This is a genomic window from Pseudoalteromonas sp. L23, assembly GCF_021728455.1.
Classification (GTDB): Bacteria; Pseudomonadota; Gammaproteobacteria; order Enterobacterales; family Alteromonadaceae; genus Pseudoalteromonas.
In genome coordinates, this window is sequence record NZ_JAKKCW010000026.1 from 16,262 (window position 1) to 31,124 (window position 14,863).

The 14,863-nt window shown below is 43.0% G+C and carries 16 protein-coding genes and 4 tRNA genes; 11 read left to right on the forward strand and 9 right to left on the reverse strand.

The window, feature by feature from the left end:
* The first annotated feature begins 5 nt into the window (after positions 1-5).
* The 3 genes from L3V43_RS22765 to L3V43_RS22775 all read left to right on the forward strand — a co-directional run bounded on the left by L3V43_RS22765 (position 6) and on the right by L3V43_RS22775 (position 1,688).
* Positions 6-455 (forward strand): SEL1-like repeat protein, encoded by a 450-nt coding sequence (locus L3V43_RS22765; protein ID WP_010375560.1) that lies wholly within the window; start codon positions 6-8, stop codon positions 453-455.
* A 330-nt stretch (positions 456-785) separates the two neighbouring features.
* The gene (locus L3V43_RS22770; RefSeq protein ID WP_017218896.1) at positions 786-1,181 is read left to right on the forward strand and encodes a SulA-like leucine-rich domain-containing protein; all 396 of its coding nucleotides are present in this window, start codon (positions 786-788) and stop codon (positions 1,179-1,181) included.
* 45 nt (positions 1,182-1,226) lie between these two features.
* Positions 1,227-1,688, forward strand: a complete 462-nt coding sequence (locus L3V43_RS22775) for a YchJ family protein (protein WP_158299142.1) — start codon at positions 1,227-1,229, stop codon at positions 1,686-1,688.
* Between the two features lie 376 nt (positions 1,689-2,064).
* Here the strand turns inward: L3V43_RS22775 and L3V43_RS22780 are convergent, their stop codons facing one another.
* Positions 2,065-2,586 carry a VC2046/SO_2500 family protein gene (locus L3V43_RS22780; protein WP_237117448.1) on the reverse strand — a complete coding sequence of 174 codons (522 nt, stop codon included), beginning with the start codon at positions 2,584-2,586 and terminating at the stop codon, positions 2,065-2,067.
* 112 nt (positions 2,587-2,698) lie between these two features.
* On the opposite strand from L3V43_RS22780, the gene L3V43_RS22785 reads away from it, so the two are divergent.
* The 4 genes from L3V43_RS22785 to L3V43_RS22800 all read left to right on the forward strand — a co-directional run bounded on the left by L3V43_RS22785 (position 2,699) and on the right by L3V43_RS22800 (position 3,113).
* Positions 2,699-2,783 (forward strand) — tRNA-Tyr (locus tag L3V43_RS22785).
* A gap of 20 nt (positions 2,784-2,803) precedes the next feature.
* Positions 2,804-2,888: transfer RNA gene (locus L3V43_RS22790), tRNA-Tyr, on the forward strand.
* A 29-nt stretch (positions 2,889-2,917) separates the two neighbouring features.
* Positions 2,918-3,002: transfer RNA gene (locus L3V43_RS22795), tRNA-Tyr, on the forward strand.
* Positions 3,003-3,028: 26 nt separating this feature from the next.
* Positions 3,029-3,113: transfer RNA gene (locus tag L3V43_RS22800), tRNA-Tyr, on the forward strand.
* A 17-nt stretch (positions 3,114-3,130) separates the two neighbouring features.
* Here the strand turns inward: L3V43_RS22800 and L3V43_RS22805 are convergent.
* On the reverse strand, positions 3,131-3,628 hold the full coding sequence (locus L3V43_RS22805) for a DUF2938 domain-containing protein (protein WP_237117447.1): 498 nt from the start codon (positions 3,626-3,628) through the stop codon (positions 3,131-3,133).
* Positions 3,629-3,700: 72 nt separating this feature from the next.
* On the opposite strand from L3V43_RS22805, the gene L3V43_RS22810 reads away from it, so the two are divergent.
* Entirely contained in the window at positions 3,701-4,096 is a 396-nt protein-coding gene (locus tag L3V43_RS22810) for a helix-turn-helix domain-containing protein (protein ID WP_102056580.1), read from the forward strand.
* Between the two features lie 22 nt (positions 4,097-4,118).
* Here the strand turns inward: L3V43_RS22810 and L3V43_RS22815 are convergent, their stop codons facing one another.
* Positions 4,119-4,775, reverse strand: a complete 657-nt coding sequence (locus tag L3V43_RS22815; protein WP_237117446.1) for a YgjP-like metallopeptidase domain-containing protein — start codon at positions 4,773-4,775, stop codon at positions 4,119-4,121.
* A 226-nt stretch (positions 4,776-5,001) separates the two neighbouring features.
* On the opposite strand from L3V43_RS22815, the gene L3V43_RS22820 reads away from it, so the two are divergent.
* A complete protein-coding gene (locus L3V43_RS22820) occupies positions 5,002-5,982 on the forward strand; it encodes an ion channel (protein ID WP_010606522.1) in 981 nt (326 codons plus the stop codon).
* Between the two features lie 17 nt (positions 5,983-5,999).
* On the opposite strand, the gene L3V43_RS22825 is transcribed toward L3V43_RS22820, so the two are convergent.
* Positions 6,000-6,641, reverse strand: coding sequence for an HD domain-containing protein (locus tag L3V43_RS22825; protein ID WP_045989065.1), 642 nt, complete (start codon positions 6,639-6,641; stop codon positions 6,000-6,002).
* 127 nt (positions 6,642-6,768) lie between these two features.
* On the opposite strand from L3V43_RS22825, the gene L3V43_RS22830 reads away from it, so the two are divergent.
* The gene (locus L3V43_RS22830) at positions 6,769-7,959 is read left to right on the forward strand and encodes a class I SAM-dependent methyltransferase (protein ID WP_237117445.1); all 1,191 of its coding nucleotides are present in this window, start codon (positions 6,769-6,771) and stop codon (positions 7,957-7,959) included.
* 63 nt (positions 7,960-8,022) lie between these two features.
* Here L3V43_RS22830 and L3V43_RS22835 read toward each other — a convergent pair whose 3' ends face one another.
* The 5 genes from L3V43_RS22835 to L3V43_RS22855 form a co-directional block, all read right to left on the reverse strand.
* Positions 8,023-8,313 (reverse strand): PilZ domain-containing protein, encoded by a 291-nt coding sequence (locus tag L3V43_RS22835; RefSeq protein ID WP_088530903.1) that lies wholly within the window; start codon positions 8,311-8,313, stop codon positions 8,023-8,025.
* Positions 8,314-8,322: 9 nt separating this feature from the next.
* Entirely contained in the window at positions 8,323-8,706 is a 384-nt protein-coding gene (locus L3V43_RS22840) for a response regulator (RefSeq protein ID WP_010606518.1), read from the reverse strand.
* An 81-nt stretch (positions 8,707-8,787) separates the two neighbouring features.
* Positions 8,788-12,681: an ATP-dependent RNA helicase HrpA gene (gene hrpA, locus L3V43_RS22845; protein WP_010606517.1), complete on the reverse strand. Its 3,894-nt coding sequence runs from the start codon at positions 12,679-12,681 to the stop codon at positions 8,788-8,790.
* 153 nt (positions 12,682-12,834) lie between these two features.
* Complete coding sequence (locus L3V43_RS22850; RefSeq protein ID WP_010375537.1) at positions 12,835-13,263, reverse strand: CBS domain-containing protein; 429 nt, start codon at positions 13,261-13,263, stop codon at positions 12,835-12,837.
* 85 nt (positions 13,264-13,348) lie between these two features.
* Positions 13,349-14,377 (reverse strand): isoaspartyl peptidase/L-asparaginase, encoded by a 1,029-nt coding sequence (locus L3V43_RS22855; protein ID WP_102056576.1) that lies wholly within the window; start codon positions 14,375-14,377, stop codon positions 13,349-13,351.
* Between the two features lie 253 nt (positions 14,378-14,630).
* Here L3V43_RS22855 and L3V43_RS22860 point away from each other — a divergent pair, with 253 nt between their 5' ends.
* Positions 14,631-14,771, forward strand: coding sequence for a hypothetical protein (locus L3V43_RS22860; protein ID WP_237117444.1), 141 nt, complete (start codon positions 14,631-14,633; stop codon positions 14,769-14,771).
* Positions 14,772-14,863: the final 92 nt, after the last annotated feature.

The following is a 14,863-nucleotide window of genomic DNA, read 5'->3' on the forward strand; positions in this document are numbered from 1 at the left end:
AAGATATGGATCAAAATAGCACCGACAACTCAGCAAACCATGACTTAGAACAGCAGCTGCTGAATGTGCTTGAATTTGTAACGTCGCCATTAAAAGCGGACGCAAAATTCCCAGATCTTCACGACAATACCCAAGCTTTGAAAAAAGGCCTCTATTACCTAAAAGAAAAATCTTTTCCGCTTGCGGCAAAATGGCTAAGACTGGCGGCGATGTCTGGTGATTTGAAGGCACAGTTCTTTTTAGGTTTGTTGTTTATGAAAGGTCAAGGAGTGCCGCCCAGCCCCTTTCATGCGGCCGCTTGGTTAAGTTTGGCCAGCAGCCAAGGGCACAAAGGCGCCGAACAGGTACTACTAGATGTACGCCGCTTCCTTACAACTAAGCGCTTTAGAGATGCACAGTGCTATGCTGCAACACTTTACGAGCAAATTCATCAACTACAGCATATTAGCCAGTAAATTAAATTTGACTCTCCAAAAAAACGTAGGCTAGGCGTAGCTAAGCCTCTCTTAAGTAAACGTACGCTTTCCCTCTGCGACGATCAAAATGATACAGTAGGAAAACTACTGTATCGCAGCTGAGAAAACTTCCTTGCTTTACTCATACTGAACTTTCGTCAATTAAGCTCTCATTTCAAAAAAATCACAACCACTTGTTTTATATTGAAAATTTAAACTAAATAAAAATTAAGCTTGAATATTGATTAAAAAGCTAGCAATTTTCCTTGCATTCACACACTGTATAAACTACTGTATACAAATACTGTATAGATAACCAGTGAGACAATTATGTTACACAGCAATGCACTTCTACAGCCAAACAATTCAACTTATTACACACTTAACGAAATCAATAATGTGATAGTTGAAGATGAGATCGTCGCTAGTTTAGAGTTACTTAAAGTTTTACATAAATGTCAGCATAAACAAGGCTGGACGCTACTCGTTGCACCCGATAATGTACCAAACAAGTCACTACTAGAAAGCGCTTCAGTTGATGCAAGTAAGTTGCTCGTCATTAGGCAAAAGCACATATACGACCTTGAGTATGTACTTAAAAGTGCTATCAGCAATGGTAATTTCGCTGCAGTGGTGATTTGGACTGATATTGCATCAGTGCAAACTATCAACAAAATGGAACTGCCGGTATCTGACGTTGCGATCCACTGTTTTCAAAGCGCTTAACAAGCTACAATAACAGGATATAAATTTGTTAAAACTGAAGTTTTTATGTCTTGTTATTGCAATTCATCCCTTCCCTATTCGCAATGTTGTGAGCCGTACCTTAAGGGACAAAAATTCGCAGAGCGTCCACAAATACTCATGCGCTCTCGCTATACTGCATACTGCTTAAAAGATGCAAAGTATATTCATGACACCTATGCCCAGGCTAAACAAGCACAAAACAATATCGACGATATTGCTGCATTTGCTAATTATGCACACTTTATAAAATTGGAAGTGCTAGAAGAAGTAGTAGAAGCTACTCAGGGGATCGTTGAGTTTAAGGCGCACTATATCGCAGAAAACACACACTATATACTCCATGAGCGGTCAAATTTTATTACCGAAGCAGGCAGATGGTATTACTTAGATGGTGAATTGTACGATACACCTACAACCAAAGTAGGCAGAAATGACCTCTGTCCGTGCGGCAGTGATAAAAAGTATAAAAAGTGCCACGGTAGCTAAAATAGTCTGAACTAGAGATTAGATACAAAGCAATAAAAAAGGCTTGAAACGAGCTAAGGATGATTAAAGGCCGTTTAGCTTATACCAGTTGTATTAAGTAAATGATCTATCTTGAAGCGGGGAAATAGCTTTAGTAGCAAGGCAAAAATTTTGCTATTTAGTTGTTCTAAATGAGAAATTTTTAACGAAGCTAATATGCTATTTCACCCTTCAAATTGATTAGAGAATTAATTCAATTGGTATTAGACATGAAGCACGATAAGCATGGCGTTTTATGTCAGTCTAGTAACGAAGCAAACAGCTGTAAAACAGCAAGTTTAATACCAGTTTGTCTTAAATTTGCTCAATTATGAAGGAGTAAAAGCAGCTAATGTTGTTACGCCGTCGCGCGTAACATACTCTGCATATCACCCGTTGCAATTTGATCATAAAAACCAGCCGCATCCATTGCCTTATCAGCAACTAAGGCCAGTTTACCTTGCGCGCTCGCCAAACGTCTTTTAACCGCTGGTTCCAAATTTTCTACGACTTCGAGTGGAATATGCTTTTTATCATTTCGTGCGGCAAAAGGTTCTGGATTTAAATTTTCTTGCAATCGCAAGGTTGCCATCGCCCCCATAGATACCAGCTGCGCGTTATGCTGACCAATAAGCATATTGTACTCTTTTGGCGCAAGCGGCTTTTGTGGACCTATTTCAAATTGCTTTTTTAGTGTTTCTTCTGAGTTATCTTTTGCGGCAGCTTCAGATTTTGGTAGGTGAAATTGGCTAAAATCTAATGCATCGGTTGATAGCATAGATAACAGCATGGCAAAATCGGCAGGGCGCGTCTCATGAACACTAATGTTCAATGCGGATCCTAATTGCGACTCACTGATTAAAACGCCATCAATTTGCATGTATTCCAACCGATTATTTTGCTAATTATGAATTTATCGGCCTTTTTCCGAAAAACTTTAGTAGTTTTCTTTACTTCGAAAAAAACTTTGTTATTATCACCGCCGTTGTTTAGGAGGGGTTCCCGAGCGGCCAAAGGGATCAGACTGTAAATCTGACGGCTCAGCCTTCGCTGGTTCGAATCCAGCTCCCTCCACCATAAACAACAGTTACAATTTCGGAGGGGTTCCCGAGCGGCCAAAGGGATCAGACTGTAAATCTGACGGCTCAGCCTTCGCTGGTTCGAATCCAGCTCCCTCCACCACTTTCAAATTGTAACGCTTTAAAATGTATGGAGGGGTTCCCGAGCGGCCAAAGGGATCAGACTGTAAATCTGACGGCTCAGCCTTCGCTGGTTCGAATCCAGCTCCCTCCACCACTTTTAAAGTAAACGCTCCAAATGATGGAGGGGTTCCCGAGCGGCCAAAGGGATCAGACTGTAAATCTGACGGCTCAGCCTTCGCTGGTTCGAATCCAGCTCCCTCCACCACCTTTTATTGTGTTATCTCACAACAAGCTTACATATATAAACGAGCTTAAAAACAATCCAAAGCCAAAAATCAAATGTGTTGTCACACTTTTTACCCTTGCCTTATTCGGCTCTGGTAATTTAGATGCTGCGATCCCTGCACCAAAACAGGGTTGCATAATAAAAAATGGAAACACACACGTTATTAAGCCAAAAACTAACGCAATGAAAAGACTAGGCTCGGTCAACCAAGGCTTGCCCACGCCCAGTAGTAACGCCAAGGCGAATACCATCCCAATGAGATAATGCATGCACCAGCCAATTGCACGTTCACCAGATATTGGTTTACTGTGCCCGATACCTTGATGCGTAAGTTGACCTTGACACAAGTGTCCAATCCATCTACCAACCAATGCATAATCTAAGCCCTTTATGGCAAACACGCGACTGAGCATAAATGCCCACAAATCCATAACAAGCGTTGCACCTACGCCAATCGCGACTGCTGGCATTAACATCGAATATAGGCTTTCCACTATTTTTACTCCTCTTTTTTACTGATAGCCGCTATCCTACTAGTTCAAGTTAACTTTAAGTCAAGGGCAAGAATGGATATCAGTGAAGTTGCAAAGAAGTCTGGTTTACCCGCATCCACGCTTAGATATTATGAAGAAAAAGGACTGATCCGATCGATTGGTCGACAAGGGCTCAAACGTGTTTTCCCCCCTTCAATACTTGAACGTCTAGCGCTTATTACACTAGGCAGAAACGCAGGCTTTTCGTTAGATGAAATAGCGGACATGTTTACCCCCGAGGGTAAAGCGGATATTGATAGGGTGAAGTTACAATCCAAAGCGGATGAATTAAATGAAACCATTAAGCATTTAACTGCAATGCGAGATGGCCTCTATCACGCTGCAAAATGCCCTGCGCCAAGCCATTTTGAATGTCCGACATTTCAAAAGCTGTTAAAACGCGCGGCAAAAGCGAGGCCCGAGAAATAATAGGCATAAACAGGGCACTATGCTAATGCTCAATCATCAAGTCAGGACCGTGGTCACGTAAATAACGCCGAGCCATTTTATGGTCGTGGCCATAGTGCTTTGTTACCAAGCGCCAAAATGCGCTATTGTGTGCCATGACGTGAAAATGGCAAAGTTCGTGCACTACCACATAATCGATTACCCACTTAGGCGCACCAATCAAAAACGTATTAAACGCAAGCACGCCTTTAGATGAAAAACTGCCCCAGCGGCTTTTATAAACTCGTATCTTTAGCGTATCAAAGCGAGCTTGAATATCAGGTTGATAGCGCGCAATAACCATGTCTACATAGTCATTTAGCGTTTCGCTTAACAGCGCAACTAATTCACGCCATTCATTTTTGACAGCCTTAAGTAAAACCCTTTTGTTGTCAAAATCAATTACAGAGGTCGTGCTTTCGCCCCTTTGAATGGTAAAGGTCTCGCCGAAGACTTGCACAATTCCTGTTTCCAGTGGCCGAGGGCTCTCAGGTATGATTTTTAGAGCAAGCTTTGATTTTATCCAATCGGATTTGCTTTCCACCCAAGTATGTAACCAGCGCTCGCAAATTTGATCTGGCGCATACACAAACACTTGGCCAGCTTTTATTTTTATCGCAACGCTCTTACGCTTTCGGCTTTTCTTTAATTGATATTGCAAGGTAACAAATTCTTAGTCACTAAAGCATGCATTATAGTATGAGCAACTTGTCAGAGTCACTGCAAACGCCATGCAAGATAATGAATTAGACCAACGATGGCAATAAACTCATCAATAGTGTGGTTTCTAACACTTTATAAATTAGAAAGATTTTTTCGTTAAATCACCGTATTTATTATTTTTGCTGCTACGCTTAATGAAAAAGGCATTTTGATTTAGGCAAGCTATGGCTGATAAACCCATTTGCCAATATGTGTCACCTGAGGGAAAAAAATGCAGTGAAATCGATATGGGCTCAGGTTACTGCTTTTGGCATGACAATAAATTCGATAAAGGTGGCTTGGAGCTAAGCCAAAAGCTTGAACGCTACGCCAAGCGCGGTGGTTTGCTGCAAGGCTTAGAGTTGAAGCGGGCCAATTTAGAAGGGCTCAATCTTGTTAACTTTGAAAATCATCATGGCTATGATCTATCTTATAGCAACTTTTATCGTGCCAATTTGAAAGGGGCGCACCTGTTTAATAATACCATTAAGCATGCGTCGCTAATGAAGGCCGACTTGAGAGAAGCAAGTCTGCACTGCTGTAATTTAGAAAGCACCAATTTGCTCGGTATAAAGCTTGAAAACACCCGTATTGATAATATGGAACTCGGCGAGCAATTACTACAAGAGCAGCAAGCTTTTGAAGCTCGTAGAAACCGAGCCAAAGAGGACGCGGAAGACTTGTTCTTACAGTCGGAAGAGATCTATCGTTTACTACGTAAAGGTGCGGAAAACCAAGGACTATTTGAAATGGTTGGGCGCTTTACATACAAAGAGCTGCGCATGCGGCATGCCCAGTATCCACGATTTTCAAAACGTCACCTAATTTCCAGCTTTGTCGACTTATTATGTGGGTATGGAGAAAAACCGGAAAATGTCATTCGCTTCAGTTTAGGTATGATAATTACCTGTGCATTTTGCTATTTTCTATTTGGTGTTTCGTTTCAAGATCAGATAATGCAACTGGACTTAGACAACAGTGTATCTGAAAACGTAATGGCGCTGCTGAACAGCTTTTACTTTAGTGTTGTTACCTTCACAACCTTAGGTTACGGGGATATTACGCCAGTGGGGATCTCACGACTGATCGCAGCCGTTGAGGCTTTTACCGGCAGCTTTTCATTAGCGCTATTTGTGGTGGTATTTGTGAAGCAAATGACGAGGTGATACTCATCTCGTCATTTTTAATCCGCGATTTCTGATTTCAGTTGTTCTAAAAAATCCAGCATATATTGGGTGCGAGCTTGAGCCTGCTCTCGGGCTGCGGTGGTATGCATGTTATCTTTAATATGCAGCAGCTTAATGAAGAAATGATCTAAGGTATATTTGGTATCGTCAGCTTTTCTATGCTCACAAAAAGGGTCTTCTACATTGTAGAGATTACGCGCTATCGCCCCACCTACTTTCATACAGCGGCTAACACCTATCGCCCCTAACGCATCCATTCTGTCTGCATCTTGGACTATTTTGGCTTCTAATGTCGTGGGTGTAACACCGGCGCTAAAGCTGTGTGCAACAATGGCGTGGTGAATAGCCTCAAGTTTATCCGTGTCGTACTTCAACTCTGTTAGGAAGGCAACCGCCTTATCTGCAGCTAATTTAGACGCCAGCGGCCTATCTGGATGATTTTTTGCTACGGCAACACAATCATGTAACCAAGCGGCTGGGATCACCACAGCAGGATCCGCACCCTCAGCTTCGCAAAGTGACTTTGCGACTTTAACTACACGCTTGATATGAGACAAATCATGGGCGGTATCTGCACATGGAGTCGACAGCATAAACTCTTCACATGCTTTTTCTAATTCATGCATTTTTAACGTCATTAAGCTCAACTTTTATTAATATCCGACAAATAAGCCCACACAAATTTGGCGTGAAAGGCATTACTGATTGTATGTTGCCACACCCTTCACTAAAATGGCAGCTATCAGGAAAGATTAGAGAAAATATATGACTTGCGCGCTATATCTGCAACCAGGCAGAGAAAAATCCCTTAACAGAAAACACCCTTGGGTTTTCTCAAAAGCCATTAAAAAAGTAAAAGGTAAGCCAGCCCTTGGCGATACCGTCAAGATTTACAGCAATGAAGGGAAATACCTCGCGACAGCCGCTTATAGCCCAGACTCTCAGATCAGAGCCAGAATTTGGACATTTGATGAATCACAACATATCGACCAAGCGTTTTTTGAGCAAAAGCTCGCACGAGCACTAGCGGCCAGAGAATATGTTATCGCTGAAGGTGGTTTAACCGGCTTTAGATTGTGTGCAGCAGAGTCTGATGGTCTGCCCGGTGTAACGATTGATAAGTTTGATAACTACTTGGTTTGTCAGTTGCTAAGCGCTGGTGCCGAGCGCCACAAGGGTGAAATAGTAATGGCATTGCAATCACTATTTCCTGATTGTCATGTTTACGAGCGCTCAGATGTTGATGTACGCAAAAAAGAAGGCCTTGATAAAATTACCGGACCGCTTGCTGGCGACGCGCCAACCGCACCTGTCCTTATTAGCGAAAATGGTTTAAAGATTGAAGTCGATATCATCGGCGGCCATAAAACTGGCTTTTATCTAGATCAACGCAACAGCCGAGCCGCGTTAGAACGCTTTGTAAAAGACAAGGAAGTGCTTAACTGCTTCTGCTACACTGGTACATTTGGCCTTTATGCACTGCGCGGTGGCTGTAGTAAAGTAATCAACGTTGACGTATCGCAGCCAGCACTCGACACAGCTAAACGCAATGTAGAACATAATGAACTAGACTTATCGAAAGCTGAGTTTGTTAAGCAAGACGTGTTCAAACTACTTAGACAATATCGTGATGAGGGCCGTCAATTCGATACTATCGTGATGGATCCACCAAAGTTTGCAGAAAGTAAAGCGCAGCTTAACGGTGCTTGTCGTGGCTATAAAGATATCAATATGATTGCCATGCAGATATTAAAGCCTGGTGGCACGTTACTCACCTTCTCGTGTTCTGGCCTTATGGAACAAAACCTGTTTCAGAAAGTCGTTGCAGACGCTGCGCTCGATGCCGGTAAGGAATTGTTGATCATGGAAAGGCTAAATCAAGCAGCCGACCACCCTATTGCGGGCAATTATCCAGAAGGCTTTTACCTGAAAGGCCTTATTTGTAAGGTCTATTGATTTAACAATTTTTTAAGGTGGTATAGAAGAACACTTCAATACCACCTTTATAGCTTAGTTAATCTAATTAAACTTGGTGATTTCAAGCCCTACAACCCACTGCTCATCCTGCTCTTGACTACAGCGGATCACGGTTGCATGAGCACTAAGTGGCTGGATCATATCGCCACTGGAATCAATGAAAATGTCAACGGTTGAATTTGCTTCGATTGGGTCGCTCACTGTCACCGACAATCCTGTAGCGCTTAAATCGTGACAAACTCCTTGATGCACTTTACCCGACTCAAGCTCGGTTAATTTTGCTACTGCATCCACCGACATACGCATAAAACGGCGTTTATCTTCATTGATCATATAATGCTCCTACACCATTGATTTTATTTTTTCTAATAGCGATTGCATTGAGAATGGCTTAACCACATAAGCATCACAGCCTGCATCGAATCCCGCTTTTTGTTCTTTTTCGGACTCTAAACCAGATACCATTAATACCGGAATATCCTTCGTCTCTGGTGTATTTTTCAACATTCGACAGGTGTCGTAACCGTCAAGACCCGGCATACACACATCAAGCAAAATAGCATCTGGAGGATCAGCAATTGCATTAGACAAGCAACTCGTACCCGAGTTTGCATAGCTCAGCTCAAACGCCCCTGACAGTGCCATTTCAAGCATTTCATAGTTAAAATACTCGTCGTCAACCACTAGCAGATGCGGTGCATTTTTCCTTTTCTCTCGTGTGGACATATTCAATGCCGCTTCCTTCTCACAATCCAAAACTTTACTTCCTCATATAATAAAGTAACTGTCGTACTCTAAAATGCAAGTTTATATTTCGCACTCTTTTATCGAATTCAGAACGCGTTTAGCCGAAATCGGATAAGCCGTTCCTAATGTTTGAGCAAACAAAGACACGCGAAGTTCCTGTTGCATCCAAAAAATATCTATAAGCGACTCTGGTACAGGTAATCCAGAAGGGATTTTTGCCAACTTGTCTTGATAGGCCGCAGCAACTTTTTCCAATTCTAGTACACACAGCCTATCTCTGTTTGGATCTACCGCAAGTTTTTCAAGCCTTTTCTCAATCGCTTTCATGTAGCGCAAAATATCAGAGATTTTGTCAGCACCATGAGCGGTGACAAAGCCTTTAAAGATAAGACCGGATAACTGAGATTTTATGTCGCCATGCGCGGTGATCATCGTGAGATCCACTCTGCCTTTCATGCGTTTGTTAATACTGTGAGCAATGCTAAGCACCGCCTCAACTTGCTTCGCAATTTCAACTACGGTGTCACCTAGCTCAGCTCGAATGTGCTCTTTGGCTTTTTCAAACGCAATGTCATCTCTGATCTCGCCAAATGCACGCAGCAGCTTATCAACCCCAGCTTGCGTACAGTCATCAACTAAATCATGCACTTTACCAAAGGGGTTAAAGTACAATCCTAACTTAGCCTTATTTGGTAAGTGCTGTTGCAGGTATTTAACGGGCGAAGGAACATTGAGTAGCACAAGACGGCGCAATCCTGCTTGATGCGCCGCTTGGGCTTTTATTTCGTTATCAAACAGTTCTATAGCCGCACTTTGTTTTTTATCGACTAATGCTGGGAAAGCCTTAATCTCATAATTTCCCTGCTTTTTAGTATATTGTTCTGGTAGCTCGCCAAAATCCCACTGCTGAATATCCGTTTGCTCGATCCCTTGCTCTGCCACTTGCGAAAGCGTCTCGGTCACTTGCCCTTGCAACTTTGCTTTAAGTGCCAATAAATCAAAGCCATGGGCTATCACCTTACCTTTGTCATCAACTACCTGAAATTGCATTTTTAAGTGCGGCTCAAGTGAACTAACATCCCAATCTGACTCGGCGACTTTGACACCTGTCATTCTGAGTAAACGGTTGGCCACCGCTTCTATAAATGAGCCTTGCATTACCTCAACGGCGGCAAGCACAGCATCGGCATAATTTGGTGCTGGCACAAAATTACGTCTTAAGGTCTTCGGCAGTGACTTAATAAGCCCACAAACCAGCTCATGTCTGAGCGCAGGAATATGCCAATCAAAACCTTCATCTTGAACTTGGTTTAATAGTGCCAGAGGAATATTGACCACCACGCCGTCTAGTGCTTGGCCTGGATCAAAGTGATAACTGAGAGGCAAGATCAAATTCCCTTGCTGCCACGTATCTGGGTAATGGGTATCCGTGATATGTTCGGCGTCATGCTTCATTAACAGATCGCGCGTCATATGCAAAAAGCGTTTGTCTTTTTGCTTTTGTGAACGCCACCATTTACTAAACGCAGCACGATTATTTACGTCTTGTGGAATTCGATCGTTATAAAACGCAACCACATCTTCTTCGTCGACTAGGATATCGCGACGCCTTGCTTTATCTTCAAGCGCTTGCACTTCTTCAACCAATTTTTGGTTTGCGCTTAAAAAACCTTCGCTCTGGCCTAGTTGACCATTTGCCAACGCTTCACGAATAAATATCTCTCGGCTAACCACAGGATCAATATCGCTATACACCGTGCGTTTGCGGCCAACGATGATCAAGCCGTATAAGGTTTGCTGTTCAAATGCGATAACCGCTCCAGCCTTTTTCTCCCAATGCGGTTCGCTATAGCTGCTATTAACTAAATGCTTAGCGAGCGGTGCAATCCAATTTACATCGATTTTGGCGTTAACCCGAGCATAAAGTTTACTGGTTTCCACAAGCTCCGCAGACATCAGCCACTTAGGGCTTTTCTTAAACAGTGTCGAACCGGGGAAAATATGAAATTGGCTGTTACGTGCGCCTTTAAACACTTGTTTTTGCTTTTCGTCTTTCACACCAATATGGCTAAGCATACCGCTTAGCAATGATTGATGGACAGCTTCATCGCTTGCAGGACTGCTATTTATTTTAAAGCCGAGCTCCTCACACACCGTAGTCAGCTGGTAAACAATATCTTGCCATTCACGTACGCGCATGTAGGCCAAAAAGTCTTTTTGGCATTGCTTTCGAAACTGGTTACGCGTCAGTGCTTGCTGCTGCGCTTCGATGTAATTCCATAGATTTAGATATGCAACAAAATCAGAGTGTTCGCACTCAAAGCGATTGTGTTTTTCGTCAGCTGCTGCACGTTTATCTTGAGGACGCTCTCTTGGGTCTTGAATAGACAGTGCCGCGGTGATCACTATCGCTTCCCAAAGCGCGTTGTTTTGTGCCCCTGACATCACCATCTTGGCAAGCCTTGGGTCTATGGGTAAGCGACTTAGTTTACGACCTGATTCTGTGAGCTTGGCTTTTTCTCTGCGCTGTGCAGGAACTATCGCCTCCAGCTCTTCAAGTAACGACATACCATCTTTGATATTACGGCTATCAGGCGCTTGTACAAATGGGAATTGACTTATATCACCAAGTCCAAGTGCGAGCATTTGCAAAATAACCGAAGCTAAATTGGTTCTTAGAATTTCAGGATCGGTAAACTCTGGGCGCCCTAAAAAGTCGTCTTCAGAATATAAACGAATACAAATACCGGATGCCACACGGCCACATCGACCTTTACGCTGGTTTGCACTGGCTTGTGATACCGCTTCAATCGGTAAGCGTTGTACTTTGGTTCGATAACTGTAGCGGCTTATTCTCGCAGTACCCGGGTCGATAACATAGCGAATACCTGGTACGGTCAATGACGTTTCTGCAACGTTTGTAGACAATACGATGCGCCGTTGGCTATGGGGCGCAAAAATGCGATTTTGTTCGGCATTAGACAGGCGCGCATACAAAGGTAAAATCTCAACGCCTTTTAAATTGCGTTTTGCCAGCGCGTCAGCGGTGTCACGAATTTCACGCTCACCGTTCATAAATACCAAAATATCCCCAGGTCCTTCGGCACAAAGCTCATCAACCGCATCAAAAATGCCCTGCAATTGGTCATTTTCTGCTTCGCCATTTTGTGAGTCAACATCTTCAACTGGACGATATCTCACTTCTACTGGATAAGTTCGTCCTGACACCTCAATAATAGGTGCGTCACTAAAATGTTTGGAAAAACGCTCAGGATCAATGGTTGCTGAGGTGATAATCACTTTAAGATCTGGACGCTTCGGCAACAGCTGCTTTAAATAACCCAGAATAAAATCAATATTCAGGCTACGCTCGTGCGCTTCATCAATGATGATTGTGTCGTACTGGTTGAGGAATCTGTCTTGTTGAATCTCTGAGAGCAAAATACCGTCGGTCATCAGTTTTACGTATGTATTGTCAGAGACTTGATCTGAGAAGCGAATTTTAAATCCAACTTCTTGCCCCATCTCGCAGCCAATTTCCTCTGCAATACGGGTAGATACGCTTCTTGCCGCTAGTCTTCTTGGTTGTGTATGACCAATATAGCCATCCACGCCTCGACCAAGCTCTAAGCAAATCTTAGGCAGCTGCGTGGTCTTCCCCGAGCCTGTTTCGCCGGCAACAATAACCACCTGGTTATTCGCAATGGCTGCTTTGATGTCGTCTTTTTTCTGGCTGACGGGTAGTTGCTCAGGATACTCTACTGCTGGAATATTGGCACTTCTTGTTACCTTTAATTCTTGGCTTTTTGCAATCGCAGCCGCTACTTTTGCGACTACCTGCTTTTGCTTTTCTTGATCGGTAATTTTTTTCGCACCATGGAGGCGCTTTTTGAGGATGAAGTGATCCTTTTTAAGACATGAATTTAGCTCTTTAAACAGCGAGTCAACCTGCACTACACGACACCTTGTGATTACATAAAACGCCGTGTAGTTTATCAAATCAGATTAGACGAACCCAACTAAATTTGGTTAGGAATTGAGATTTTTGCTGTTATTCTCAAGGCAACACCTCATGGGTTAACTTAACAGCTCGTAAATTTCATCGCTTTATACGTAGCGGTGACCAGAGACATAAGCATCATGTAAATGCTTATCCAACGCTAATAACACGTTTGCACGACTGATAACCCCAAGTAAGCGCCCTTCATCGTCAACTACCGGGTACACTTTGGGCTTATTGCAAATCATCAAATCTGCCATTTGCACTATGCTGTCTTCGCGTTTTACACACAGAGGCTCTTTTGTCATCACATCGGACACCACGCTATGAGACTCATTTTGATAGGTCGCCTCTAACATTTTTTTAAGACAATCTTGCTCAGATAAAAACCCAATAACCCGCCTTGCTTCATCTATAACCGGCCCGCCCGACTGGCCGCTTTGTAGCAGCTTCTCTACCGCTGATTCTACGCGCATGTCCTGTTTGAATGTTACGGGGCGATGATTTAAGTAGTCTGCGACTTTTATTGATTGCATTGCTCATCTCCATTAAAAACGCCAGCTATCATGATAATAATAGCTGGCGTTTGAAGAACTTGCTTAGTCTCAACGAAATATTGTTTTACTCGCTATAAATACCAACATAGGTAGGTGTTGTTGACGACTTGCTCGCACGATACATTCCCGCGGTATTAAATGGCATGCTAATATTTCCTTTAGGGTCAACTATGATCACCCCTCCCGTGCCACCAATTGGATAAAGCGTATCAAAAATCACTTCTTTCCCCGCTTTTTCAATCGACTTGTTTTGATAAGCGACACGAGCACAAATATCAGCTGCGACATTATATCGAATAAAATACTCGCCATGTCCCGTTGCTGAAACAGCACAAGAGCGGTTATCCGCAAATGTGCCCGCACCAATCACCGGTGAGTCACCTATCCGTCCGAAGCGTTTCGCCGTCATCCCACCAGTTGACGTTCCGGCCGCTAAATTCCCCTGCTTATCGAGTGCGACAGCCCCCACAGTTCCCATCTTATATTGGCTCTCTAATTGTTGGTGTGCCGCCTGATAGTCTTTGGTCGCCGCTTCTTTCATCTGCAATCGCTTTTTCGCCTTTAAGAGTGATTGATAGCGAGCATCGGTGTCAAAATAGCTGTTTTCCACTAACGTAAAACCGCGTTTCTTAGCAAAGTCTTCCGCACCTTCACCACTTAGCATGACATGTACTGAGTGCTGCATCACTTCTTTTGCCAGATCGATTGGGTTTTTAATGTGCTTCACCCCCGCCACAGCGCCCGCTTGGCGATTACGACCATCCATGATTGACGCATCTAGCTCATGCCCTTCATCATAAGTGTACACGGCCCCCTGACCAGCATTAAAAAAAGGCGAGTCTTCAAGAATGTTAATGGCTGCCGTTACCGCATCAAGGCTTTCTCCACCTTGTTCTAGTACCTTATAGCCCGCTTCAACGGCTTCTTTTAATTTAGCTTTGTATTGTTTTTCTTTTTCTGGTGTGAAGTTACTGCGCTCAATCGTACCAGCTCCCCCATGAATAGCGATCGCAAATGGGGGCGCTTTCTCGTCAGCGACAGCAGCTGTCGCCGACAAGGCTAATAACGCTACTAGCAAAGAGATTTTTTTCATTCTTATACCTTGGTTCGTTGTTAAACTTCAGCATGAGGTGAATTTTAGAACGATGCAAGCTTTCGCGTTAAAATTGTCAAGCTAACTGATTTACAGTGTGGTTGAAAGAAACTCATGAGCTGCACGGCATAACAGTAAATTTGAATATTTTTCAATCAATTTATGATTGTTATTTCGACCACAAAATGGAAACATATTTATTACTTTGAAATAACTCAAAGTAATAAAATAACGAAATTCGACAGGAATCGATATGAAAAACATTCTAAAAATTGCAGCTTTTAGCACACTACTGCTTGGTACTGCTCAGGCCGCTTCTACTCAAGAGCAAATTAAAGTTATTGATTACAACACTTTTTATGACATATATGGACGCTCAGCTGCTGTCAAGTAATACTCATCCAACAAGGTTGTTTTAACAGCCTTGTTGCTTCTTTTATTTATCTCTCATTTACTATTTGTATGTATTGATAAACAGTCACTTTG